Raw genomic sequence first — 24,317 nt, 5'->3', positions numbered from 1 at the left:
TTTTTTTCAAACATGGCAATTGATTTTTGCTAAGGATTATGAATAAAACAGTCTACAAAAAATCATTTATTTTCACCAGCTATTAAAGCTTTATACTCTTGCGCTAAAGCTATCATAAAAAAAGAAGTCCTTTGTTCGTTTTTGGACTCCAAGACCTTCAAAAATATTTCATCCTCCACAATGAAATATTTGAATCCAATCACATATACAGAAGGTATATCCAGTTTAATTGTAAAATATTCTTTATCATACAATTCCGAAATCAATTTGATGTATTGTTCTTTTTTCTCGAGAATAACGAGTTTTTTCAGCCGTTTTGTCCTTCCATTAATCTTGTTTATAAGCGGATCAAGCGGCATTGACCCACCTAACAAACCTAACAACATAATGGGTTTAAAATCTCCTGCCGTCCTCAGTCGCCTTTCTGCAGGAGTATATTTCATAGGCTCTTTAGATAAAATCCTCTGTGAAACTGCATTAATTGAATTCTCATTAACAATTACCTCTTTTAACTCCGTTACTTTCGAAACCATTTTTATGTTCAATACATCTAAAATGAAATCTTTTTCATCGATTAACTTCTTGTGAAGTTCTAAATTAACCGCTGTAAAAACCAGTACATCATTGGCTTTTGCCAAAATAAAAAATTCTCCTTCACTATTTGTGACGACTGTTTTTTCGTTTACTAAATTTAAGACATTTATTCCACTTATATAGCCCGAATCCACTCTAATTTTACCATGAAGCAACTTTTCACCAGCAGTTTGGCAAAAGGAAATTTGACACATTAAAAATAAAATTACCGATAGAAGTCTATTTGTTTTCACCAGTAATAATTTCATTGTAATTTTCGGCAAGCCTTACAATTAGAAACATAACCATTGTCTTGTTTTTAGATCGTAATGCATTTGCAAAACCAGTATCATCAATACAGTAATATTGAAATCCTTTAATATAATCTGTGGGTATTTTCAAGGTTTCCACGTAATATTTATCTTCAAAAAGAACTTCGATTCTAGCTAATAATTGTTCTTTTTTCTCAATTACAATCTCTTTTTTAAGCATGGCTTTACGACCTGAAATTGCATTCAGCAATCCATCGATACCTCCACCAGAGGTTGCAGTGTATAATTTTCTCTCGGCTGGTGTGTATTTTTTTTGCCCATAAGGTATAATTCCTAAACTCTCCGCCGTAATCGTAGATTCATTCACTATAACTTCATTCAAAATAATGCTTTTGGGAAGCATCCTCACTGTAATAACTTCCTGTAACAGATCCTGCTTGTTAATTTTCCTACGGAGACCTTCTAAATGAACTGCAGTAAACACCAAAACATCGCTTTCTTTTACAGCTATAGTAAAGAAACCATTCACATCCGAAAAAGCAGTTTTATCTGTTGTTACATTCTCAATCGTAATGCGATCAACCGCAACAGAATCGGCGATAATTTTTCCTCGAAGTTCCTTTCCGTTGTCCGTTTGGCCAAAGGCAACTTGAACTAACAAAAAAACGACAAACTGTAGGGTACTTTTAATTTTCACTGGCAATTATTTCTTTGTATTTAGTGGCTAATTCTCCAATCAAGAAAGTAGTCATTGCCACATTTTTAGATTTCAAAATGGTTACAAATCTTTCGTTTTCTACGATATAATATTCAAATCCTTTGACATATTCAGAAGGTATTTTTAATTTACTTACAAAATAATCGATGGTAAACATATTCTCTAATTGCCTCAAATACGATTCTTTCTTTTCGACTTCAACTTCTTTTTTAAGCATTTTAGTTCTTCCTGAAATCCAATTTAATAATGGATCTGCTGAGATTGACCCACCCATCATAGTGCCCGCATTAGCAGAGGCATTAAGATTACTGGCAGTATATAACTTTCGTTCTGCTGGAGTGTATGTTTTTTGTCCCTTTGGAATTATCCCCATTGAAACCGCATTGATACCGTTTCTCACAATAACTTCACGCAATTGATTTACTATGGGCATCATTTTAATAGTAAGCATTTCTTGCTCAAAATCCTTTTGTGTTAAGCCAATTCTAACCTCTTTAAACTGCGCTTCAGTGAATAGCAATGTATCCCCGACTTTAGCCAATATAGAAAAATTTCCTTCTTTATCTGTAACTAATGCTTGCTCACTTTTTAAATTTATCACATAAATCCCTTCTAAAACAGAAACATCAGAGGTCACTTTTCCTTTCAATTTTATTCGAGAAGTTTCTTGTGCTACAACATTCGTTGCTACAAAAGCCAAATATAAGTACACAATTCTAATCATCCGTTTTTAAATCCGTTATTCACGCCTCGTAAAAGTATCTTAATGCGTTCCAAATTAATTACTAATAGGTTGGTAAAAAAATGTTAATTAAAAATGTGAAATAAAAAAGACTGATTTAATACCTTTAGCACAAATTATGCACCAAAAATGAAAAATATACTAATCGCAAGCACTTCTACGCTTGCCAACCAGAATTATCTCGACTATTTATTACCTGAATTACAATTGCATTTTCAAAATTGCAATACTATCCTTTTTGTTCCTTATGCAAGACCCGGTGGCATTTCTCATGAGGAATATACCGCAATGGTAAGCTTGGCTTTTGCCAAAATAAATAAAAAAGTAATCGGAATACATGAATTTGAGGATGCCGCACTGGCTATGAAAAATGCAGAAGGAATTTTTACTGGAGGAGGAAGCACATTTGTTTTAGTATCACAATTATACAAAAACAATTGTATGGAAATTCTCTCTGAGGTTGTAAAAAATGGAACTCCGTATTTAGGAACAAGTGCAGGAAGTAACATTTGTGGATTAACGATGCAAACGACAAATGATATGCCAATTGTTTATCCTCCAAGTTTTAAAACTCTGGGATTAATTCCTTTTAATTTAAATCCGCATTATTTAGATCCCGACACCAATTCAAAACACATGGGAGAAACTCGTGAAACCAGAATAAAAGAGTTCCACGCTTATAATTCTGTACCCGTTTTAGGATTAAGAGAAGGAAGCTGGTTGGATGTAAAAGGCGATAAAATTACTTTGAAAGGGAATTTGACAGCACGCTTGTTTAAACAAAAACAAGCACCCGAAGAACTGGAAAGTGGAACTGATTTAAGTTTTATAAAGTAATTCTAAAATAAATGACAAAAAAAAGCCGAAACAATTAAGTTTCGGCTTTGAAGAGCGAAAGACGAGGCTCGAACTCGCGACAACCAGCTTGGAAGGCTGGAGCTCTACCAACTGAGCTACTTTCGCATTAAAACAGTAAAATAAAAAACCTCAAACCTAAATTTGAGGCTTAGAGCGAAAGACGAGGCTCGAACTCGCGACAACCAGCTTGGAAGGCTGGAGCTCTACCAACTGAGCTACTTTCGCATTAACAACGGTGCAAATATAATTAATAAGTTTGCTTCAATGCAAGTTTTTTTCTTAAAAAATCACAAACTTACACCCACAACCTTTTTTAATAAAGCATATAAAAATCATAAAGAATTTATTATGAAATTATTATACCTTTATTATGTTGAAAAAACATTAAAAAAAATGATCCAAAATATCAAAAAAATTACCGCTTTAGAAACATTTCCAGTAAGACATCCCGTACTTCGTGCTGAAAAACCAATTGAAAGTTGTCGTTTTGATGGAGACATTTTAGAAACCACCGTCCATTTTGGATTGTATGAAAACAAAAATCTGGCAGGTGTCATTTCATTATTCGAAGAAAAAAACGATTTATTTGATGCAGAAAAGCAGTTTCAAATTCGGGGAATGGCAGTTTTAAAGCAACATCAAAGAAAGGGTTTTGGAGAAAAACTCATTATAAATTCAGAGAAATATTGCATGGACCAAAATTCAAATTTAATTTGGTTTAATGCCCGAAAAGAGGCTGTTGGTTTTTATAAAAAAATGGGATATCAAGTCAAAGGATTGCCTTTTGAAATAAAAGATGTCGGAGAACACATTGTCATGTTTAAAAAAAATGAATGATGAACGCGTTATTTCTAATACTATTAATCTGTGTAACTATTGGTTGCAAAAAGGCAGAACTAAAAAGTGAGGTAATTTTGAAAAAAAATATTTCAAATCCTCCTGTTCTACCCGAAGACAAATCTATTAGAATTGATTCTACTTTACTAATTTCTTTTAACAGTAAAGCACTTTCCGATTTTTATAAATCAACTAATTACAGAACAATTTGGCACTCTAAGGATAACAGAAAAATAATTTTAGCAGAACTCCTTAAATCTGACGAAGAGGGTTTAAATCCAGCCGATTACAAAGTAAAAACATTAAGTGATTTTGAAAAAAAATCAGCTAAACTGGACGATTCTGATTTATCCAAATATGACATTTTATTGACCTCGAGTCTTCAAAAATATATTTCACATTTGACTAACGGAACACTAAATCCCAGAAAACTATATAAAAACTGGGATTTAAAAGGAAACTATATTGACATAAATGAGACCTTGACCGATTTACTGGACAGTGATTCCTTAGCAGATAAAATAGAGCAATTGAAACCCAATCATATTGTTTATAAAAGATTAAAAAAAGCACTGAGATTGATCAATACTTTTCCTAAAGATAATTTTAAAGCATTAAAAATCGAGCAAATAATTTCTCCAAACGACACCAACCCTTCCATAATTGACATTAAAAAAAGATTGACTTACTGGAAAGAGCTGCAATATAAAGATAGCTTAACATCTATTTACGACGAAGAAACGGTACTTGCCATAGAAAAATTTCAAAATCGTCATGGCTTAGCTGTAGACGCGATAATTGGACCCGCAACAATAGCTTCACTCAATTTTTCTAAAAAACAACGAACACAACAAATTATCGTAAATCTGGAACGTTGGAAATGGTATCCAAAAGAAATGGGAAAGGAATATGTGATCATTAATATTCCTGACTACAGATTGACGTTAGTCAAAGATAGAGATACGTTGAGAACGCACAGAGTAATAGTGGGAAGAGCCAAAAGAAAAACACCAATCTTATCGTCTAAATTAACTCAGGTTGTTTTTAACCCAACTTGGACTGTTCCTCCCACGATTTTGCGGGAAGATGTTATTCCAGCCATTTTAAAAAGCATAAACTATTTATCTGAATCAAATATTAAGGTATACGATAGTAACGGAAGAATCGTAAGTCCTTACGAATGGCAATTATCAAACGCGAGAAGTTATCGTTATGTACAAAGTCCGGGAACTTTTAATTCGTTGGGAATGGTTAAAATTATTTTTCCAAACCGCTTTTCTGTTTATTTACACGATACCAATCACAGGGATTATTTCGACAAAATAGATCGTTCGCTGAGTTCGGGTTGCGTCAGAGTAGATGATCCATTAGAATTAACCGAATATTTATTGGACGATGCCTTCAATTGGAATCTGGAGAAAATTACAGAAATCCTACAAAACGAAAAAACAAAATTTATAAAAATCAAAAAAGAAGTTTCCTTCCATCTCTTATATTGGACCGCTTGGAGCGAAAACAACAAACTGATTTTTAGAGATGATATTTACAATCTAGATGCCAATTTATATTCTAAACTAAGAAATTGATTCCGCCCCAAATTTAGAAACCCTTGATGGATGATAAATAAAGAAACATGATTTGTTTTTTATTGTACTGATAATTTCTTTAGACAATTCTACCGGCACAGCTGGACAACCTTGACTTCTTCCCAGCCTGTGATTGTTTTTTATAAATGAATTAGAAACATAATCAGCTGCGTGCATCACTACACCTCTTGCTCTTGCATTATCATTCACTCCTTTTTCTAAACCGTCTAAACGAAGTGACATTCCGTGTTTACCATTGTACATTTCACCTGTGGAGTAAAACCCTAAGCTGCTTTTATAGGACTCTGAAGCATTGGAGAAATTAGAAGCAAATTCTTCGCCAGTATTTCTTCCGTGGGCAACAAGAGAATGAAACAGTACATCTCCAGTAATTAAATCAATTACCCAAAGTCTTTTGGTATTAGATGATAAACTAAAGTCGATTAAAGTTAAAATGTCTTTCTTAATCAATCCTTTTTCTTTCAACGAATAATATCCTTTCAAAGCTACAGAAAAACTCTCTAGTTTTGGTAAAGCAAATTTATCGGAATGTAAATTATTGTATGCTATTTCAATTTTAGCCTCATCGCTAGTTTCTAGCGTTTTGGCATAAACTATTGGTTTAACATTCTTTGGTTCAGAAAAACTTGTTTCATTCGGAGAGAAGGAAGCAAGCATAAATAAAACAGTAGGAAGTATCGTATAAATCATTGATTATCTTTAAGTTATAAATTAATTCGGGTTGCAAACGTACAGTAAAAAACACGATTCAAATTGCATTTAACAAAACTTTAGTCTTGCTATAACGAAAACCATGCCTAATTATTGAGTGAATAATCAAAAAAAATACATTTTCTATGTTAATTTTATTATTTTTGTTTAGATTTAATCCCAATTTATGTCAAAATTACATTCTACAGCTCTATTTTTTTTAATATTCTTTAGCCATGCTGTTTTTAGTCAAAAAAAAACGCTTCAAGCAAAATCCATAACAGAAAACATAACAATCGATGGGAAGATAAACGAGAAAATTTGGGAAACAGCTTCAGTTGCTTCCGATTTTATAATGTTTGAACCTGACAATGGAAAACCAATAAGCCATGATAAAAAAACAGAAGTAAAAGTACTGTATGACAACAATGCCATTTACATTTCGGCATTGCTTTATGATAATGAGCCAGAAAAAATTCAGAAAGAAATAACAAATCGAGATGTTTTTGGAGTTTCAGATCATTTTTCGGTTTACATTAATGGATTTAATGATGGTCAACAAGATTTTCGCTTTTTTGTAAGTGCTTCGGGAGTCCAAATGGATTGTTTAGCAACTGAAGATTCTGAAGATTTTACCTGGGATGCCATCTGGGACAGCGAAGTAACACTCACTGAATTTGGTTGGGTTGTGGAGATGAAAATTCCTTATGCCGCTTTACGATTTTCAAAAGCTGACAAACAAACTTGGGGTTTAAACTTCATGCGTGAAATCAAACGCGATGTACAAAAATATACTTGGAATAGGATCGATACTAAAATTGGCGCTGTAATTCCGCAAGCGGGAATTCTTGAAGGAATTGAAAGCATAGAAACGCCTACCCGACTTTTCCTGATTCCATATTCATCTGCTTACTATCAACAAAGTGATATTGGTTCTGACACGACTTTAAAAGCTGGGTTGGATATAAAATACGGTATCAACGATTCCTTTACACTGGATGCTATTTTGGTCCCTGATTTTGGGCAGACAAAATTTGATAATGCTATTTTAAATCTAGAGCCTTTCGAACAACAGTTAGAAGAAAATAGACCGTTTTTTACCGAAGGAACTGATTTGTTCAGCAAAGGAAATCTATTCTATTCCCGAAGAATTGGCGGCGCTCCAAGCACTGAACCCGCAACGGCTGAAAATGAAGAAATAACCAATTATCCAAGTACTGTAGATTTGTTGAATGCCGTGAAAATATCTGGCCGTACTGAAAAAGGGCTGGGTATTGGATTTTTGAATGCCGTTACTGAAAAGACAAAAGCTACTATTTTAAACAATGACACTGGCGAGGTTAGAAAAGAGGTCATTGAACCACTAGCCAATTATAACATGTTGGTTTTAGATCAGCGTTTCAACCAAAACTCATCCGTTACATTTGTTAATGCAAATACCACCAGAAATGGAAGTTTTAGAGATGCGAATGTTTCTGGATTACTATTCGATTTAAACACAAAAAAAAATACGTATAACTTATACGGAGATTTTAAATACAGTACTATCAATACCATTGAAGATTACGATGGTTATAAAGCAGAATTGAATTTCAGAAAAACCAGTGGAAAATACCGGTATTTATTTTCTGGGAAATATGTTTCAAAAAACTACGATGTAAATGATTTAGGAATTAATTTTTACACTAATTATCATAACGCCTATGCGAATGGAAGTTATAGAATTGTAAATCCAACTAAAATTTTTAATACTTTCAAGCTGAATCAATATATTAATTTTGAGATTGAAAACACCTCCAAAAAATTACAAACTGGTGCATTTGGAACAGAAATAAAAGCAACAACATTACGCAATGACTATTTAGAGTTTGTAGTTGAATTTTCACCATTCAAAACTTTCGATTTTTATGAACCTCGTGAATATGAAAGATATGTCTTTATTCCTGAAAAAGTTTTTACTGCAATAAATTTCACATCAAATGAAAACAATGCTTTTTCGATAATTATTCAACCTTCATTCACAAAATACAATGAGGACGGCCGGGGTAATTACGGTCTTTATTTAGGCCCAAAATACCGATTCAACGATAGGCTTTCTATTGCGTTCGCAATGGATTACATCAACCAAACTAACTATCGAGGCTGGGTTGATTCTAATGAAACGGGAATCATTTTTGCAGAACGTAATCGAGAAATACTTCAAAATGACCTTACCGGAAAATATTCGTTGAATAATAAAATGACGATTAACTTAACAGCGCGTTATTATTGGTCATATTCAAAAAACCATGAATTCTTCACCTTACAAAACAGCGGTTATTTAACTCCAAACAGTACTTACGCAGAGAACAAAGACAGGAATTTTAATTCTTGGAACTTCGATTTATCGTATTCTTGGTGGTTTGCTCCAGGAAGCGAAATCTCTATTTTGTATCGTAATTATGGTTTAGAAAGGACTGACATGGTTCAAAAAGATCTGTCAAAAAATCTTAAAAGTATTTTTAACAGTGACCTCACCAATGTGCTTTCCATAAGCATTCGCTATTTTATTGATTACAATGCGGTGAAAAATAAATTTTAATTTTTCAAATCAAACTGTAACATTCGATTGAAAAGTGAGTCTATTAATTCAAACTATTCCGTGGATTGGTGATTACTCCCTTTGAAGCTATTTTGGTTTTTTTTATTATACATCAATCAACCAATCAATCGTTTTATGAAAAATCATTTATTGTTTTGTTTTCTATTAATAAGTGTTTTTGGCTACAGCCAAAAAAAGGTCTTACAAACGAAATTCATTTCGGAAAAAATTGAAATCAACGGAAAATTAGATGAGAACACATGGCAGACGGCTTCAATAGCCAATGATTTTATCATGTTTGATCCAGACAACGGCAAAGCGATTCCAGAAAATAAAAAAACAGAAGTAAAAGTTTTATACGATAATGACGCCATATATATAGGAGCTATCATGTATGATGAAAGTCCCGATAAAATTTTAAGAGAAATTACCCAACGGGATAATTTTGGGACTTCTGACCTTTTTGGTGTTTTTATAAATGGCTTTAATGATGGACAACAAGATTTTCAGTTTTTTGTCAATGCTGCAGATGGACAGGCAGATTGTATTACCACTGACACCAATGGCGAGGATTATTCCTGGGATGCCGTTTGGAAAAGTAAAGCCGTAATTACGGACAAAGGCTGGGTTGTAGAAATGAGAATTCCATACGCTGCACTACGCTTTTCCAATGAAAACAAACAAACTTGGGGACTTAATTTTTTTAGAGAAATTAGACGAGATCGTCATAAATATACTTGGAATTTCATCGATTCAAAACTAGGGACTTTCACCCAACAGACTGGAGTTTTGGAAGGGATTGAAAACATAAAACCACCTACTCGACTTTTCCTTTTGCCGTATTCTTCCTTTTATGTAAATGCGAATGCGCAACAAAAAACATACGGAACACTCAAAGGCGGATTGGATTTAAAGTATGGAATAAATGATGCTTTTACGCTGGATATGATTCTTATTCCTGATTTTGGACAAACAAAATACGATGATCAAATTCTGAATTTAGGACCATTCGAACAACAATTTAACGAAAACAGACCTTTTTTTACAGAGGGAACCGATTTGTTCAGCAAAGGAAATTTGGTTTATTCAAGAAGAATTGGAGGAAACCCAATCAATTATCCAACCCCTGCAGCCAATGAAGAAATCATAGATAATCCGGCAAGTGTAAATCTTATCAATGCTTTAAAAATTTCTGGAAGAACCAAAAATGGGTTGGGAATAGGAATATTGAATGCCGTGACCGAAAAAACTTCAGCAACTATTCGAAATAACGACACACAAGAAGTCCGAAAAGAAATAGTTGAACCACTCGCAAATTACAATGTTTTGGTTTTAGACCAGCGCTTTCGCAAAAATTCCTCAATTGCGTTTGTAAATACGAATGTAACTCGAAACGGAAGTTTCAGGGATGGAAATGTTACGGCTTTAGTTTGGGATCTGAACACCAAGAAAAACACCTACAGTCTTTCCGGAGATTTTAAATACAGCTATATCAATGCTATTGAAGATAAAAAAGGAATTAATTCCCAATTAAATCTATCTGAAACCAGCGGAAAATACCGTTATAGCATTGGTACTAATATAGTTACTAAAGATTTCGATAACAATGATTTAGGAATCAATTTTGAAACTAACTATTATAGTTTATATGGTAATACCAGTTATAGAATTCTCAATCCAACGAAATACTTTAACAGCTTTAGTGCTTACCTTAATGTCTATTCACAATTTCAAAAAGAAACTGGTAAAATTCAATCCAGCAATATCAATTTTGAGATAAATTCTAAGAACAAAAAAAATCACTTTTTCGGACTTGGTATTGACGCCAATGCATTAGAAACATTTGATTATTACGAACCCAGAACTGCCGACAGATACGTGATTAAACCAACAAAAATTGGAGGTTATCTATACGTTTCGACCAATTACAATAATAGTTTTGCCATTGATGTGAATCCTTCTTATGCTTTTTTTGATGAATCAGGAAGAAATTCCTACGGTTTTTCTGTTGGTCCTAGATATCGTTTTAATGATAAATTATCCCTAAATTACAACTTCAATTTTTTCAGACAAAACAATAATAAAGGCTACATTGACAGTATTAATGATGACATGAATTCGGCTACGCCAAATACTATAATTTTCGCCAATAGAAATGTAATTACGTATTCCAATACGCTTTCTGGAAAATACTCACTGAACAGCCAAATGACGTTTAATATTTCGTTGCGCCAATATTGGTCGTATGCCGAAAATAAAAACACTTTATCATTACAACAAAACGGAAGACTTGATGATTTTGCAGGATATACTGCCAATAAAAATTCGAGTTTTTATTCCTGGAATGCTGACTTATCCTATTCTTGGTGGTTTGCACCCGGAAGTCAAGTTTCTGTTTTATATCGAAATAATGCTGGTGCTTTCGAAAGAAACATCAATAAAGAGTTTACGGACAATGTCACTAATTTATTGAATAACGATGCACTGAGCCATGTTTTCTCGATAAGTGTGCGTTATTTTATAGATTATAATCAAGTTAAGAATAAATTCTAAATGCATTAATTTTAAAAAAGACAACGTTCCACAACAAAATAATCATTATTTGTTATGGTTCGCTTCCGAATGTATAATAGTGATTTCCTTTCATTCGAACATTTTTAGAAATACTTTATCTTTGCTTAAAACAAATTTGCAATGAATAAAAAAGTAATACTTATGATTTTGGACGGTTGGGGAAAATCACCTGACCCAAAAGTTTCTGCTATTGATAATGCCAATGTACCTTTTATTAACAGTCTGTATAGAAATTATCCAAGCGCTCAACTTCGAACTGACGGACTAAATGTTGGTCTTCCTGAGGGACAAATGGGAAACAGCGAAGTAGGACACATGAATCTTGGTGCTGGTAGAATTGTATATCAGGATTTAGCCAAAATTAACCTTGCCGTTGCACATGACACTTTAGCAAAAGAGCAAGTTTTAGTTGATGCCTTTACTTATGCCCGAATAAACAATAAAAAAGTACACTTTTTAGGATTAGTTTCAGATGGAGGTGTACACTCTCATACTTCTCATTTACGCGGCTTGATTGACGCGACACAACAACACGGATTACAAAAAGTTTTCGTTCACGCCTTCACTGACGGTCGTGATGTGGATCCAAAATCCGGCAAACATTACATTCAGGATTTACAAGATTACATTGCCAATACTACCGTGAAACTGGCTTCGGTTGTGGGACGTTATTATGCGATGGACCGTGACAGACGCTGGGAAAGAGTAAAACTCGCTTACGATTTATTGGTAAACGGAATTGGGACACATTCAATGAATGCTGTTGCTTCCATAGAAGAAAGTTATGAAGTCAATGTAACCGATGAATTTATTCACCCAACGGTTATAGTTGATGAATGTGACAAACCATTAGCTACAATTGAAGATGATGATGTGGTTATTTTCTTCAATTTTAGAACGGACAGAGGAAGAGAATTAACAGAAGTATTGACTCAAATGGATTGTCATGAGCAAAACATGCACAAACTCAATTTGTATTATGTCACGCTTACCAATTATGACGAAACCTACCAAAATGTAAAAGTCGTTTATAACAAAGATAACATTACTGAAACTCTTGGGGAGGTTTTAGAAAAAGCCCACAAAAAGCAAATTCGTATTGCCGAAACAGAGAAATATCCTCATGTGACTTTCTTCTTTTCCGGTGGAAGAGAACAACCTTTTATAGGGGAAAGCCGCATCTTGAAAAATTCTCCAAAAATCGCCACTTATGATTTACAACCGGAAATGAGTGCCTTTGAATTGACAGATGCTTTGGTTCCAGAACTTTATAAAGGCGAAGTAGATTTTGTTTGCCTTAATTTTGCCAATGGTGATATGGTAGGCCATACAGGAATTATGAGTGCAGCAATACAAGCGTGTGAAGCAGTTGATAAATGCGTTGAAAGAGTAATCACGGCTGCTTTAGCAAATGATTACACTACAATTGTTATTGCGGATCATGGAAATTGTGAAACAATGATTAATCCTGACGGAAGTCCAAATACAGCACATACTACAAATCCAGTCCCAATTATTTTAGTAGACAAAGACTTGAGAATTATTCACGATGGGGTTCTTGGCGATATTGCTCCAACTATTTTGGAATTAATGGGAATAGAAAAGCCCGACGTAATGACCTGTCATTCTTTACTTTAAACAAAATAAACTGCCAATATTTGAATTAAAAGCTACTCCATACGAGTAGCTTTTTTTATAAATAAAAGTTAAAATCTCGTTATTGATAGTAATACTATTATATTTGCATAAATATTATCGATCATGAATACTATACTATCAAATTTAAAGATAAAAGTCAACGAAAAAATCTATGTCAAGGATCCAGAAACGTCCCCTTTGGGTAAAAAAATTGTAGAAAAAAGTATCCTTTTGATAGACGAAATTGGGTTTGATAATTTTACATTCAAAAAGTTAGGAGAAAAAATTGGCTCCAATGAAAGTTCCATTTATCGTTACTTTGAAAACAAACATAAATTATTGGTTTACTTATCCTCTTGGTACTGGAGCTGGATGGAATATAAACTGGTTTTTGCTACGACAAATATTGTGGATCCAAAGGAAAAGCTCAACAAAGCAATAACTATCGTTACTGAAAAAATTACTGATAACGCTAACACAGAGCACATCAATGAATTTATTTTGAACAAAATTATTATTGCTGAATTCACAAAAACAGTACAAACGAAAGAAGTAGATCAAGAAAACAAGGAAGGTTTTTTTCTGATTTACAAAAGGGTAATTAATCGAATTGTAGGCATTGTAAAAGAGGTTAATCCAGAATATCCTTTTCCCAAATCACTAGTTTCTACTATTGTTGAGGGAAGTTTGCATCAGCATTTTCTAACGGAGCATTTAAAAACGATTACCGATTGTAATGAATCCGTGAGTACCACTGAATTTTATCTAAATCTAGCCAAAAATGTCCTCCGATAAACTAAAAAAACTGCTATGACTCCATTAAAACGTTTTTACAACTTACTCGAATTAGATAAAAAAGATGTTTATCAAATATTTTTTTATGCCATTTTTGCCGGATTAATAAGCTTGTCTTTACCGCTGGGAATTCAAGCAATCACAAACTTTATACAATCCGGAAGGGTCAGCGCTTCTTGGATAGTTTTAATTATTTTAGTAGTTTTTGGTGTCGCATTAGTTGGAGTTTTGTCTTTAATGCAACTCCGCATCACCGAAAATTTACAACAAAAAATATTTGTTCGTTCCTCTTTTGAATTTGCGGCTCGCTTGCCAAAAATAAAAACGGATCAACTATACAATTCTTATCCACCGGAATTAGCCAATCGTTTTTTTGACACGATGACCATCCAAAAAGGAACTTCGAAGCTATTAATCGATTTTTCGGCAGCACTATTACAAATCGTTTTCGGAGTAATTTTACTGTCTTTGTACCATCCTTACTTTATTATATTTGGAGTTTTACTGTTTTTTCTTTTGTACTTTATCTTCCGATTTTCTTATAAATCAGGACTGGAAACCAGCTTAAAAGAATCCAAATTCAAATATAAAGTGGCCAGCTGGTTACAAGAAATGGCCCGAAATAATTTCAGTTTCAAAAATGACCTTAACTATAATTATGGCTTGCAAAAAAACAATAATCTGGTTGGTGATTATTTGAATTATCGGGAAAAACACTTTAAAGTTATCCAAAGACAATTCAGCCAATTAATTATTTTTAAAATCATAATAACTGCGAGTTTATTATCGATAGGAGGATTTTTAGTATTATCACAGCAAATGAATATCGGGCAATTTGTGGCTGCAGAAATTATTATTTTATTGGTCATCAATTCGGTAGAAAAAATAATAATTGGACTGGAAACATTCTACGATGTATTGACTTCTATTGAAAAAATTGGACAAGTAACCGACTTACAATTAGAGGAAGATACCACTTTCAAAAGCGATACCTGTTATACAAATATTTCATTGGAAACAGAAAATCTTACTTTTAAATTCCCAGATTCAGATAAAGAAATACTGAGTACAATTTCACTAAAAATTGAACAAGGAGAAAAAATAGCAATTGAAGGTGAAAATGGTTCCGGAAAAACAACGCTGATCCGAATATTATCCGGTTTATTGCAACCTATATCTGGTTCTTTTTACATAAATGATGATACTTTTAGAAAAATCAACTTGAAACAATACCGCTCACAAATTGGTAGTATTATTCAAGGCGAAACGCCATTTGAAGGAACACTATCAGATAACATCACGTTCAATGACAAATCAGTAAGCACCGAAGATTTAAAATGGGCAATTGATGGCGTACAACTTTCGTCATTCGTAAAGTCTTTAACAAAAGGACTGGAGACACACATTTTTCCGGAAGGAAAACAATTATCCTCTTCCAATGCACAAAAAATGCTGTTGGCAAGGAGTATCATTCATAAGCCTAAAATACTTTTTTATGAGGACCCAACTGACATGATGGATGAGAAAGTGGCGAATGAAATTATTGATTTCATCACTTCAGAAAAAAATAAATGGACGATTATCGTTTCTTCGAAAAATCCGTATTGGAAAACTAAATGTAATAGAAGAATCACTATGCAAAATGGAGCGATTCAACTTGATTTAAAAAATAATTAGCCATGCTAAACATATCTAATAACACAACAAAACTGCAACCGTTAGATCGTTTCGAGACAGTTAGAAACTTGACCAATAGACCACATTATAAGATTTTAAATAAAATTATAGCAGGAGTTTCAATAGTGGGTATCGTTGCGCTCTTTCTGCCTTGGACACAAAACATTTCAGGAACTGGAAGTGTCACCACATTAAAACCAGACCAAAGACCACAATCTATTCAGAGTGTGATTTCTGGCAGACTTGAAAAATGGTACGTTCAAGAAGGTGATTTTGTCAATAAAGGCGATACAATCCTGTTTATCTCAGAAATAAAAGAGGATTACATGGACCCGAATTTAGTGGAAAATACTAAAAACCAAATGAATGCTAAGAAACAATCTTTACAATCCTATGGTTCAAAAGTAAGTTCGCTTTCCGGCCAGATTCAAGCCATTGAAAGGGAAAAAGTCTTAAAACTGGAACAAGCACAAAATAAAATCAAACAATCTCTTTTGAAAATAAAGAGCGACAGTATGGATCTCGTTGCCGTAAAAACCCAACTAAAAATAGCCGATACACAATACAATCGTTCCGTTCAGCTGAATAAAGAAGGGCTAAAACCACTTACTGATATTGAAGAAAAAAGACTAAAACTACAAGAAGTAGAAGCAAAAATTATCACGCAGGAAAACAAATATTTAACCAGCAAAAACGAGTTTATCAATGCCAAAGTTGAAATAAACAGAATAAGCGCGGAATATGCAGAGAAAGTTTCAAAAGCCAATAGTGATAAATTTACAGCGCTCAGCAGTCAATACGACACCGATGCTCAGGTTAACAAACTCGAAAACCAATATGCGAATTATAGCATTCGTAATGGCATGTATTACATTAAAGCATCGCAAAGTGGCTACATCAACAGGGCGCTACAATCCGGTATTGGGGAAACCATAAAAGAAGGAACACCAATTGCAACCATAATGCCCTCAGAATATGATATTGCGGTAGAAACTTTTGTAAACCCAATTGACCTGCCGTTGTTAACCAAAGGAGAAAAAGTTCGGGTTTGGTTTGATGGATGGCCTACGATTGTATTTTCAGGATGGCCTGATATGTCTTATGGAACTTTTGGGGGTGAAATTGTTGCAATTGAAAACTTCATCAGTGAAAACGGCAAATACAGAGTATTAATCGCACCCGATAAAAAAGAAGACAAATGGCCTAAACAATTAAGCATAGGAGCCGGAGCGCAAACTATTGCTTTGTTAGATAACGTCCCAGTTTGGTTTGAATTGTGGAGAACTTTAAACGGATTTCCTCCAAATTATTACAAACCAACGACCAAAACCACAAAAGAAAAGAAATAATGAGACAACTATTTTTAGCACTTTTATTCTTTGGTTTTTCTGTAACTGCTCAAGAAATCACATCAAAAGAACTTACCTACATCGAGTTTCTGGGCTATGTAAAAAAATATCATCCACTCGTTAAGAATGCCAACTTGGAAATCAATAAAGCACAAGCTAATTTGATGATCGCCCGTGGTGGATTTGATCCAAAAATTGAGGTCGATTTCAGCAAAAAACAATTCAAAGACAAGGAATATTATTCCATTTTGAACAGCAGTTTTAAAATCCCCACTTGGTATGGAATCGAGATTAAAGCGGGCTTTGACAATAGTGAAGGCGTGTATTTGAATCCCCAAAACACACTTCCAAATCAAGGATTAACTTCATTAGGAATAACCGTTCCGCTTGGACAAGGGTTGTTTATCAATCAAAGAATGGCTGATGTTCGAAAAGCAAAAATGCAAATACAATTAAGTCAATCCGAAAGAAAATTGCAGGCTATTGCAGTTTTATATGATGCTTCTCTTGCTTATTTTAGTTGGAAGAAAAACTTCAATGAAGTACAATTGTATGAAGAATACAATAGTAATGCACAAATTAGGTTCAAGGGAATTCAATCTTTAATCAAACAAGGAGACAAACCTGCAATTGATAGTGTTGAAGCGGGCATTATTGTAAAAAACCGCATTTTAAATTTAGAAGATTCTAAGCTTAAATTGGCTAAAGCCAAATTAGAACTCGCTAATTTTCTTTGGTTGGAAAACAATATTCCGCTGGAATTATCCGATGAATTGATTCCCGAAACGCAATTGGAATTCACGATTCAGGAAAGTTTAAAAACAAATGATTTGTTGAACACCAATTTCTCCATCACCAATCATCCAAAAATAAATGCCTTGCAAAGCAAAATTGATATGCTAAATGTGGAAAAGAAATTAAAAGCCAACATGCTTTTACCAAAAATTGATGTGGGTTATTCATATATATCAGAACCCAGTTATATTGATAATTATCAGTTTGAGGATTACAAAATTGGATTGGATTTTTATTTTCCTTTGTTTCTAAGAAAAGAACGCGGAAGTTTGAAATTAGCAAAATATAAAGTTCAGGAAACCGAATTTACTTTGGATTTAGAAAAAGTACAATTGACCAATAAAATCAATGCCCAAAGAATGGAAATTGAATCGTTACTAAGACAAAAAGAGTTAATAAAAGGTTTAGTAGAAGACAATCTCACGATGTTAAATTCTGAGGAAAGATTATTTTCTTTTGGTGAAAGCTCCTTATTTTTAATCAATACCCGAGAGAATAATTTAGTCAGTGCGCAGCTTTCAAAGATAGCTTTAGAGAATCGTTTTTACATTTCAAATTCAGAGCTTTTTAAAATAATGGCTAATCCAGATTAAATAATTTATAAAATTGTACTTTTGCAAACTGAAAATTCGAAATTATGATTATTGTAAAATCACTTGAAGAAATAGAATTGATGCGCGAAAGTGCGCTGATCGTATCAAAAACATTAGGAATGATTGCTTCTGAAATAAAAGAAGGAGTTACCACTTTATATTTGGACAAATTAGCCGAAACATTCATTCGTGATCATGGAGCTGAACCAAGTTTTCTTGGATTATACGGTTTTCCAAACTCACTTTGTATGAGTCCAAACGCGCAAGTGGTTCATGGAATCCCAAACAATACACCTTTAAAAAGTGGCGATGTAATCTCTGTAGATTGTGGCGCTTATAAAAACGGATACCATGGCGATCATGCCTATTCTTTTGAAATTGGTGAAGTCTCCCCTGAAACTAAAAAATTATTGCAGGTAACCAAAGAATCCTTGTATGTTGGAATCCGCGAATTCAAATTAGGAAATCGCGTAGAAGACGTAGGAAATGCAATTCAAAGATATACTGAAGCGCATGGTTATGGTGTTGTTCGTGAATTAGTAGGACATGGCGTAGGACAAAAAATGCATGAAGACCCTGAAATGCCTAATTATGGTAAAAAAGGAAAAGGGAAACTTTTTGTAGAAGGAATGGTTGTAGCCATCGAACCTATGATTAATATGGGTACCCGAAACATAAAACAACTCAAAGACGGTTGGACAATCCTTACTGCCGATGGAAAACCAAGTGCCCATTTTGAGCATGATGTTGCTATTATCGATGGGAAACCAGAGATTTTATCGACTTTTGCCTATATATATAAAGCGTTAGGAATTGTGAGTAATGAAGAAGATGAGTTTAGACAAACACCTTTAGTGCTGTAATGAAAAAACTATTTAAACTTATACTCAATACTATTCCGCGCCCTATACTTATCCGTTTAAGTTATGTGGCACGACCAGTTCTTGCATTTGCATTAAAAGGAGCTACATTCACTGATCCTATTGACGGAAAAAGTTTCAAAATGTTTTTACCTTACGGATACGGAACACAACGAAATAATGTGCTTTCGCCAAGTACACTTTCTCTGGAAAGACACCGTTTATTATGGTTGTATTTAAATGAAGAAACTGATTTTTTTACTTCCGTAGCAAAAAAGAAAGTATTGCATTTTGCACCGGAACAAGCTTTTTATAAATTGTTTCGAAACCAGAAAAATCTGGAGTACACCACGACCGATTTGTTTTCACCTTTGGCGGATGTAAAAGCGGACATTTGTGATTTACCCTTCGAAGACAATCAATATGATATCATTCTTTGCAATCACGTATTGGAACATATTCCTGATGATACGAAAGCGATGCAGGAATTATTCAGAGTTTTGAAACCAGGTGGAATGGCTATTTTACAAATTCCACAGGATTTATCCAGAGCTACCACTTTTGCTGATGATACCATTACAGATCAAAAAGAACGCGCTAAAATCTTTGGTCAATACGATCATGTTCGTATTTATGGTCGCGATTATTTTGACAAATTACGAAGTATCGGTTTTAAAGTAATTGAAGAAGATTACACTAATAAAATTACACCCGAATTAGTAGAAAAATATTGTTTGGCCAAAGGGGAAATTATTCCGGTTTGTTTTAAATAATTAACACCATAAAAAAAACCTGCTAACGTTAATTTTAGCAGGTTTTTAGTTTATAAATGAGTTGGTTTATTTTTTTTCCGGCATCAACATTCCAATTACTTTATCTTTTGTGAGATATTTTTTTGCAATGTCTTGAATATCCTTAGCAGTTACTGCATTTACAGTTTCTTCAAATTTCAAGACTTCTTCAGCGCTGCTTCCATTCGTGTAAGATCTAGTGAAATTAGACAACCAATATCTGTTTTCTTTACTATCTTTTCTGAAATCAGCTAATTCTCCTTCTTTAAATTTAGCTACATCTTTTTCATCTGGTCCTTTATCGATAATGTTTTGAAGTTCTTTTAAAGCAGAAGCTGTCAATTTTTCGGCATTATCAGGTCCGCATGGGAAACCTATTGTAAAGCTGTACGATCCATTTGGAACTTTATTCATGCTTCCTCTTGCAGAAACACCATAAACTCCACTTTCGTTTTCACGTAATTGTTCGATTAGTTTTATAGTCAAAACTTCCCCTAATGCTTGCATACTCATCGCATCTTTAGCAGAATATTTTGCATCTCCATAATACATAATGGTTACATTACTTTTAGGATCTGTTCCTTTATTAACCACTTTTTTCAAATCCCCTTTTAGCAATCTATATCCTAAATCTACTGTTTTCTCTTTTTTATCAGTAGAAGGTAAAGACGCTAAATATTTAATGGCATACGCTTCCATAATTTTATCATCAATGTTTCCAACGAAATAAAACTCAAAATCAGCCGCATTAGCAAAACGTTCTTTGTACTTATTGTACGCTAACTTGTAATCTGTTTCAGCCCAAGATTTATCTGATGGCATAATTCCGTTGAATCTTGGATTTTCTTTGTTCAAATAAGTATAAAACTCTTGTTGAAAATAGTTTTGTGGTTGCGAAGCCATATTCTTAAAGAAACTGGACTGTTTTTGTTTAAAGCCTTCAAAAGCTTCAGGATCATAGTTCAAGTCAGTGAAATAAGCATACGTCATTTGGAAAAGATATTCTAAATCCTTAGGAGTAGCACTTCCTCTTAGACCTTCAGTAGTACCACCTATATATGGATTTACTCTAGCTATTTTACCCGTCATGAATTTATTGATATCATTCAATTTTAGTCCTGAGAAACCCGCTTCCGCCAAAGCTCCGTTTGCAAATTGAACTTTTTTCATATCCTCATTAGAATATAAATTAGATCCTCCAAGACTGACTGCCTCAAAAAGAACCTCATCGTTTTTGAAATCAGTATTCTTATAGGTCACTTTCACACCATTTGATAACACTAAAGTTTTTGTTCCAATTTTAGCATTGCTTTCAAGTTTAACAATAGTACCAGGCTTAACTTCGTTTCTTATTAAACTTGTAGCAACAGCAGCATCTTCATAAGGCTTAATATCATCCGTATTAATTTTCAAAGCATCCAGAACTTCTTGTTCTGTAACTTTTTTCAAACCTTCTTTTTCAGGGCCCGTAAGAATAATGACACGGTTGTCTTCTTTTACATAATCTTTAATTAAACCGTTAACATCTTTCAAATCAATCAAAGGCATCAATTGTTTCATCGTTTGATACGTCCATTCGATTCCGGGAACTGGGTCTTTTTCCAAAAAATTAGCTTGGTATTCTCCAACAAAGTTCACTGAATTCGTTTTATCTCTGTCGTTGTATGCCTTTTCGATAGAAGCCAGAAATTCTGATTTTGAACGATCTAACTCACCTTGAGTAAATCCAAATTTCTTAGCTCTTTCATTTTCAGTCACCAATACTTTTAAGGCGCCTAATTGTTTATCTTCCTGGGACATAGCCACAGACTGATATGCTTTTTTATTTCTGGCCCAAGTTCCGCCATAATACGAATATCCATATGTAAATGGAGGTGTGGCTGAATTGGTCAGTTCATCCAATCGCGCATTTAAAAGCGTAGAGAATAATCCCTCAACGATGTAATTTTTAAAATCTCCAACATTCACTATTGGTTTTGGAGCTCCATAATCTTTATAAACCAATTGAACTTGAGCACTTGGAGCTTCTTTATCACTTTCAACAGCTACAAAAGTTTCCTTGTGATTGGGAACATCGTAAAATTTTCTAGGCTTTTCTTTGGCAGGATTTTTATAACTTGAAAAATGAGAAATGATTTTCTTCTCCATTTCTGCTACGTCAATATCACCAACAACAATTACGCTCATCAAATTTGGACGATACCAATCCTTGTAGAAATTAATTAACGATTGGTGTTTGAATTTTTCTAAAATTTCTTTTTGACCAATTGGCAAACGCTTCGCATAATGGGAATCATGCATCATTTTAGATATGTAGCGCCCCAACATTCTTTTTTGAGCACCCAAACCTAATCTGTATTCTTCTAAAACTACACCTCTTTCTTTATCAATTTCTTCCGGTGTCAAAACCGTATTAAAAGCCCAATCCTCTATAATTTGAAATCCTTTTTCTAATTTTTCAGGGCTGTCAGATGGAATTGGTAAAAAGTAAACTGTTTCATCAAAACTGGTATACGCATTCAAATGTTGCCCAAACTTTACACCAATACTCTGCAAATAATCGACTAATTGATTTTTAGGAAAACGCTTGGTACCATTAAAACACATGTGCTCCATAAAGTGAGCCAATCCTTGTTGATCATCCTCCTCAAGGATGGAACCTGCATTTACCACCAGCCTAAGATCTACTTTTTTTTCTGGTTTGGCATTTTTCTTGATGTAATAGGTTAAGCCATTTTCAAGCTTCCCGGTTTTTACACTTGGATCGAATGGAATTGCTTTTGAATAATCCATTTGCTGCGCAAAAGCAGCTAATGGAAACAGCATGATTCCGAATACTAAATTGTTGATTTTTTTCATATGGTTAGATATATTTGAAGTAAAAATAATAAGATAACTCTTAACATTTAAAAAAATTGTATTTTAATTAACAGAAATTACATACAAAATATATTTGCTGTCTGAAATTACATTTTCGGATAAAAACGAGGAGTATTCCTTATATTTACAAAATCTTAAGCACTACAAAATGACAAAGTCTTTTTTCAAAATAGTCACCTTTTTTCTTTTTGTATTCACAGTCAATTCTTCCTCTGCTCAAGTAGAAAAAGAAATAGCTGCGCCCTACAACATCAAAACGATTTCTTTTTTACAAAGTGATCGAAATGTGATTCCAATTTTTAAATTAGGAGAAGGGTTCCAATTGCAGTTTGATGATCTTTTTGGCAATGAAGCCAATTATTATTACGAAATAATCCATTGCGATTACAACTGGGTTCCTACTGGAATTCCAAAAAATGAATATTTACAAGGTTTTGACAATCAAAGAATTCAAGATTACACGAATTCATTCAATACATTACAAATCTATTCGCATTACAAATTATCCATTCCCAATCAGTTTACACAGCAGCTGCGAATCAGCGGAAATTATATCATTAAAGTTTTAGACGAAAATAAAGAAGTGTTGTTTTCCAGAAAATTCATTTTATGCGAAGATCTTGTTACGGTTCCAACGCAGGTGAAAAGAGCACGAACAGTAAGTAACATAGAACTGAAACACAATTTAGAATTCTCTATAAAATCAAGCGTAATTACATTTCAAAATCCCATGAAAAACGTTAAAGTCGTTCTGCTTCAAAACGGACAATTTAACACTGGCATAAAAAATGTGGTTCCACAATACACCATTGGGAATGACCTGATTTACAAATACGACCCAGAAACACAGTTTTGGGCAGGAAATGAGTTTTTGTTTTTTGAAAACAAAGACATACGATCCGCAAGTAATAATGTATCACGTATAGATTCCAATACTGACATTTACGGCTCTTATTTGTACACTAACGCCGCAAGAACAAATTTCCCTTATTCGTTTACCCAAGATGTTAATGGTGATTTTGTTGTCAATAACATAAACGCCACTAATCCTGAAATCGAAGCGGATTATGCTTGGGTTTATTTCAGCCTTTCTGCTCCCACTTTTAGACTGAAAAAGAATATTTATGTTGGCGGAATGTTCAATAATTACAATCTGACTCCAGAATACAAAATGGATTATAATTCTGTAAAAGGAGTTTATGAGAAAGCTATTTTAGTCAAACAGGGATTTACAAACTATCAATACATTGTTGCTGATGACAAAGGAGTTATTGACTATGAAAATGCAATTGACGGGAATTTTTATCAAACGGAAAATGATTACACAGTACTGGTTTATTACAGGGAGAATACGGATAGATACGATAGAGTTGTTGGGAAAGGAATAGCAAATTCACTAAATATCACCAACTAAAAAAACTTTTCAAAATTTGGCAAAACGAATTCAATTTTTTGTAAATTTGTCAATAATAAACACATATTCAATC

The 24,317-nt window shown here is 33.6% G+C and carries 18 protein-coding genes and 2 tRNA genes; 13 read left to right on the top strand and 7 right to left on the bottom strand.

What is annotated here, in order from left to right:
* Positions 1-62: 62 nt before the first annotated feature.
* From E0I61_RS06885 to E0I61_RS06875, 3 genes are read right to left on the bottom strand one after another with little or no spacing between them, the layout of a single operon-like run.
* Positions 63-842: a hypothetical protein gene (locus E0I61_RS06885; protein ID WP_165930189.1), complete on the bottom strand. Its 780-nt coding sequence runs from the start codon at positions 840-842 to the stop codon at positions 63-65.
* A complete protein-coding gene (locus E0I61_RS06880; protein ID WP_235832081.1) occupies positions 814-1,542 on the bottom strand; it encodes a hypothetical protein in 729 nt (242 codons plus the stop codon). The genes E0I61_RS06885 and E0I61_RS06880 overlap by 29 nt, the downstream gene beginning before the upstream one ends.
* Positions 1,532-2,287 (bottom strand): hypothetical protein, encoded by a 756-nt coding sequence (locus tag E0I61_RS06875; protein ID WP_132070315.1) that lies wholly within the window; start codon positions 2,285-2,287, stop codon positions 1,532-1,534. The genes E0I61_RS06880 and E0I61_RS06875 overlap by 11 nt, the downstream gene beginning before the upstream one ends.
* A gap of 147 nt (positions 2,288-2,434) precedes the next feature.
* On the opposite strand from E0I61_RS06875, the gene pepE reads away from it, so the two are divergent.
* Positions 2,435-3,142: a dipeptidase PepE gene (gene pepE, locus E0I61_RS06870; protein ID WP_131991806.1), complete on the top strand. Its 708-nt coding sequence runs from the start codon at positions 2,435-2,437 to the stop codon at positions 3,140-3,142.
* A 53-nt stretch (positions 3,143-3,195) separates the two neighbouring features.
* On the opposite strand, the gene E0I61_RS06865 is transcribed toward pepE, so the two are convergent.
* Together E0I61_RS06865 and E0I61_RS06860 are read right to left on the bottom strand one after the other, a co-directional pair.
* Positions 3,196-3,268, bottom strand: a tRNA-Gly gene (locus tag E0I61_RS06865).
* 47 nt (positions 3,269-3,315) lie between these two features.
* Positions 3,316-3,388 (bottom strand) — tRNA-Gly (locus E0I61_RS06860).
* 123 nt (positions 3,389-3,511) lie between these two features.
* Here E0I61_RS06860 and E0I61_RS06855 point away from each other — a divergent pair.
* The gene (locus E0I61_RS06855) at positions 3,512-4,000 is read left to right on the top strand and encodes a GNAT family N-acetyltransferase (RefSeq protein ID WP_235832080.1); all 489 of its coding nucleotides are present in this window, start codon (positions 3,512-3,514) and stop codon (positions 3,998-4,000) included.
* On the top strand, positions 3,997-5,586 hold the full coding sequence (locus E0I61_RS06850; RefSeq protein WP_235832079.1) for a L,D-transpeptidase family protein: 1,590 nt from the start codon (positions 3,997-3,999) through the stop codon (positions 5,584-5,586). Before E0I61_RS06855 ends, E0I61_RS06850 begins: the two co-directional genes overlap by 4 nt.
* On the opposite strand, the gene E0I61_RS06845 is transcribed toward E0I61_RS06850, so the two are convergent.
* On the bottom strand, positions 5,575-6,297 hold the full coding sequence (locus tag E0I61_RS06845; RefSeq protein ID WP_131991803.1) for a murein L,D-transpeptidase catalytic domain family protein: 723 nt from the start codon (positions 6,295-6,297) through the stop codon (positions 5,575-5,577). The two genes, E0I61_RS06850 and E0I61_RS06845, sit on opposite strands and share 12 nt — an antisense overlap.
* Positions 6,298-6,484: 187 nt before the next feature.
* Here E0I61_RS06845 and E0I61_RS06840 point away from each other — a divergent pair, with 187 nt between their 5' ends.
* From E0I61_RS06840 to E0I61_RS06800, 9 genes are all read left to right on the top strand, one after another.
* Positions 6,485-8,878 carry a DUF5916 domain-containing protein gene (locus E0I61_RS06840; protein WP_132070313.1) on the top strand — a complete coding sequence of 798 codons (2,394 nt, stop codon included), beginning with the start codon at positions 6,485-6,487 and terminating at the stop codon, positions 8,876-8,878.
* Between the two features lie 135 nt (positions 8,879-9,013).
* On the top strand, positions 9,014-11,431 hold the full coding sequence (locus E0I61_RS06835; protein ID WP_131991798.1) for a DUF5916 domain-containing protein: 2,418 nt from the start codon (positions 9,014-9,016) through the stop codon (positions 11,429-11,431).
* A gap of 141 nt (positions 11,432-11,572) precedes the next feature.
* Complete coding sequence (gene gpmI, locus E0I61_RS06830; protein WP_131991795.1) at positions 11,573-13,090, top strand: 2,3-bisphosphoglycerate-independent phosphoglycerate mutase; 1,518 nt, start codon at positions 11,573-11,575, stop codon at positions 13,088-13,090.
* Positions 13,091-13,213: 123 nt separating this feature from the next.
* Positions 13,214-13,885: a TetR/AcrR family transcriptional regulator gene (locus tag E0I61_RS06825; protein WP_131991792.1), complete on the top strand. Its 672-nt coding sequence runs from the start codon at positions 13,214-13,216 to the stop codon at positions 13,883-13,885.
* Positions 13,886-13,900: 15 nt separating this feature from the next.
* Complete coding sequence (locus tag E0I61_RS06820; protein ID WP_132070311.1) at positions 13,901-15,562, top strand: peptidase domain-containing ABC transporter; 1,662 nt, start codon at positions 13,901-13,903, stop codon at positions 15,560-15,562.
* A gap of 2 nt (positions 15,563-15,564) precedes the next feature.
* Complete coding sequence (locus E0I61_RS06815) at positions 15,565-16,911, top strand: HlyD family secretion protein (RefSeq protein ID WP_132070309.1); 1,347 nt, start codon at positions 15,565-15,567, stop codon at positions 16,909-16,911.
* Complete coding sequence (locus tag E0I61_RS06810) at positions 16,911-18,299, top strand: TolC family protein (RefSeq protein WP_132070307.1); 1,389 nt, start codon at positions 16,911-16,913, stop codon at positions 18,297-18,299. The genes E0I61_RS06815 and E0I61_RS06810 overlap by 1 nt, the downstream gene beginning before the upstream one ends.
* Positions 18,300-18,343: 44 nt before the next feature.
* Positions 18,344-19,162, top strand: coding sequence for a type I methionyl aminopeptidase (gene map, locus E0I61_RS06805; RefSeq protein WP_132070305.1), 819 nt, complete (start codon positions 18,344-18,346; stop codon positions 19,160-19,162).
* Positions 19,162-19,932 carry a class I SAM-dependent methyltransferase gene (locus E0I61_RS06800; protein ID WP_132070303.1) on the top strand — a complete coding sequence of 257 codons (771 nt, stop codon included), beginning with the start codon at positions 19,162-19,164 and terminating at the stop codon, positions 19,930-19,932. The genes map and E0I61_RS06800 overlap by 1 nt, the downstream gene beginning before the upstream one ends.
* Before the next feature lie 66 nt (positions 19,933-19,998).
* Here E0I61_RS06800 and E0I61_RS06795 read toward each other — a convergent pair whose 3' ends face one another.
* Positions 19,999-22,809: a M16 family metallopeptidase gene (locus tag E0I61_RS06795; RefSeq protein ID WP_132070301.1), complete on the bottom strand. Its 2,811-nt coding sequence runs from the start codon at positions 22,807-22,809 to the stop codon at positions 19,999-20,001.
* Positions 22,810-22,978: 169 nt separating this feature from the next.
* On the opposite strand from E0I61_RS06795, the gene E0I61_RS06790 reads away from it, so the two are divergent.
* Positions 22,979-24,244, top strand: coding sequence for a type IX secretion system plug protein (locus E0I61_RS06790; protein WP_132070299.1), 1,266 nt, complete (start codon positions 22,979-22,981; stop codon positions 24,242-24,244).
* Positions 24,245-24,317: the final 73 nt, after the last annotated feature.

Source organism: Flavobacterium ranwuense (assembly GCF_004349315.1).
In the GTDB taxonomy this organism is placed as follows: Bacteria; Bacteroidota; Bacteroidia; order Flavobacteriales; family Flavobacteriaceae; genus Flavobacterium; species Flavobacterium ranwuense.
Note: the sequence above shows the minus strand (reverse complement) of the source record. Positions and strands in the feature narration are given on the sequence as shown.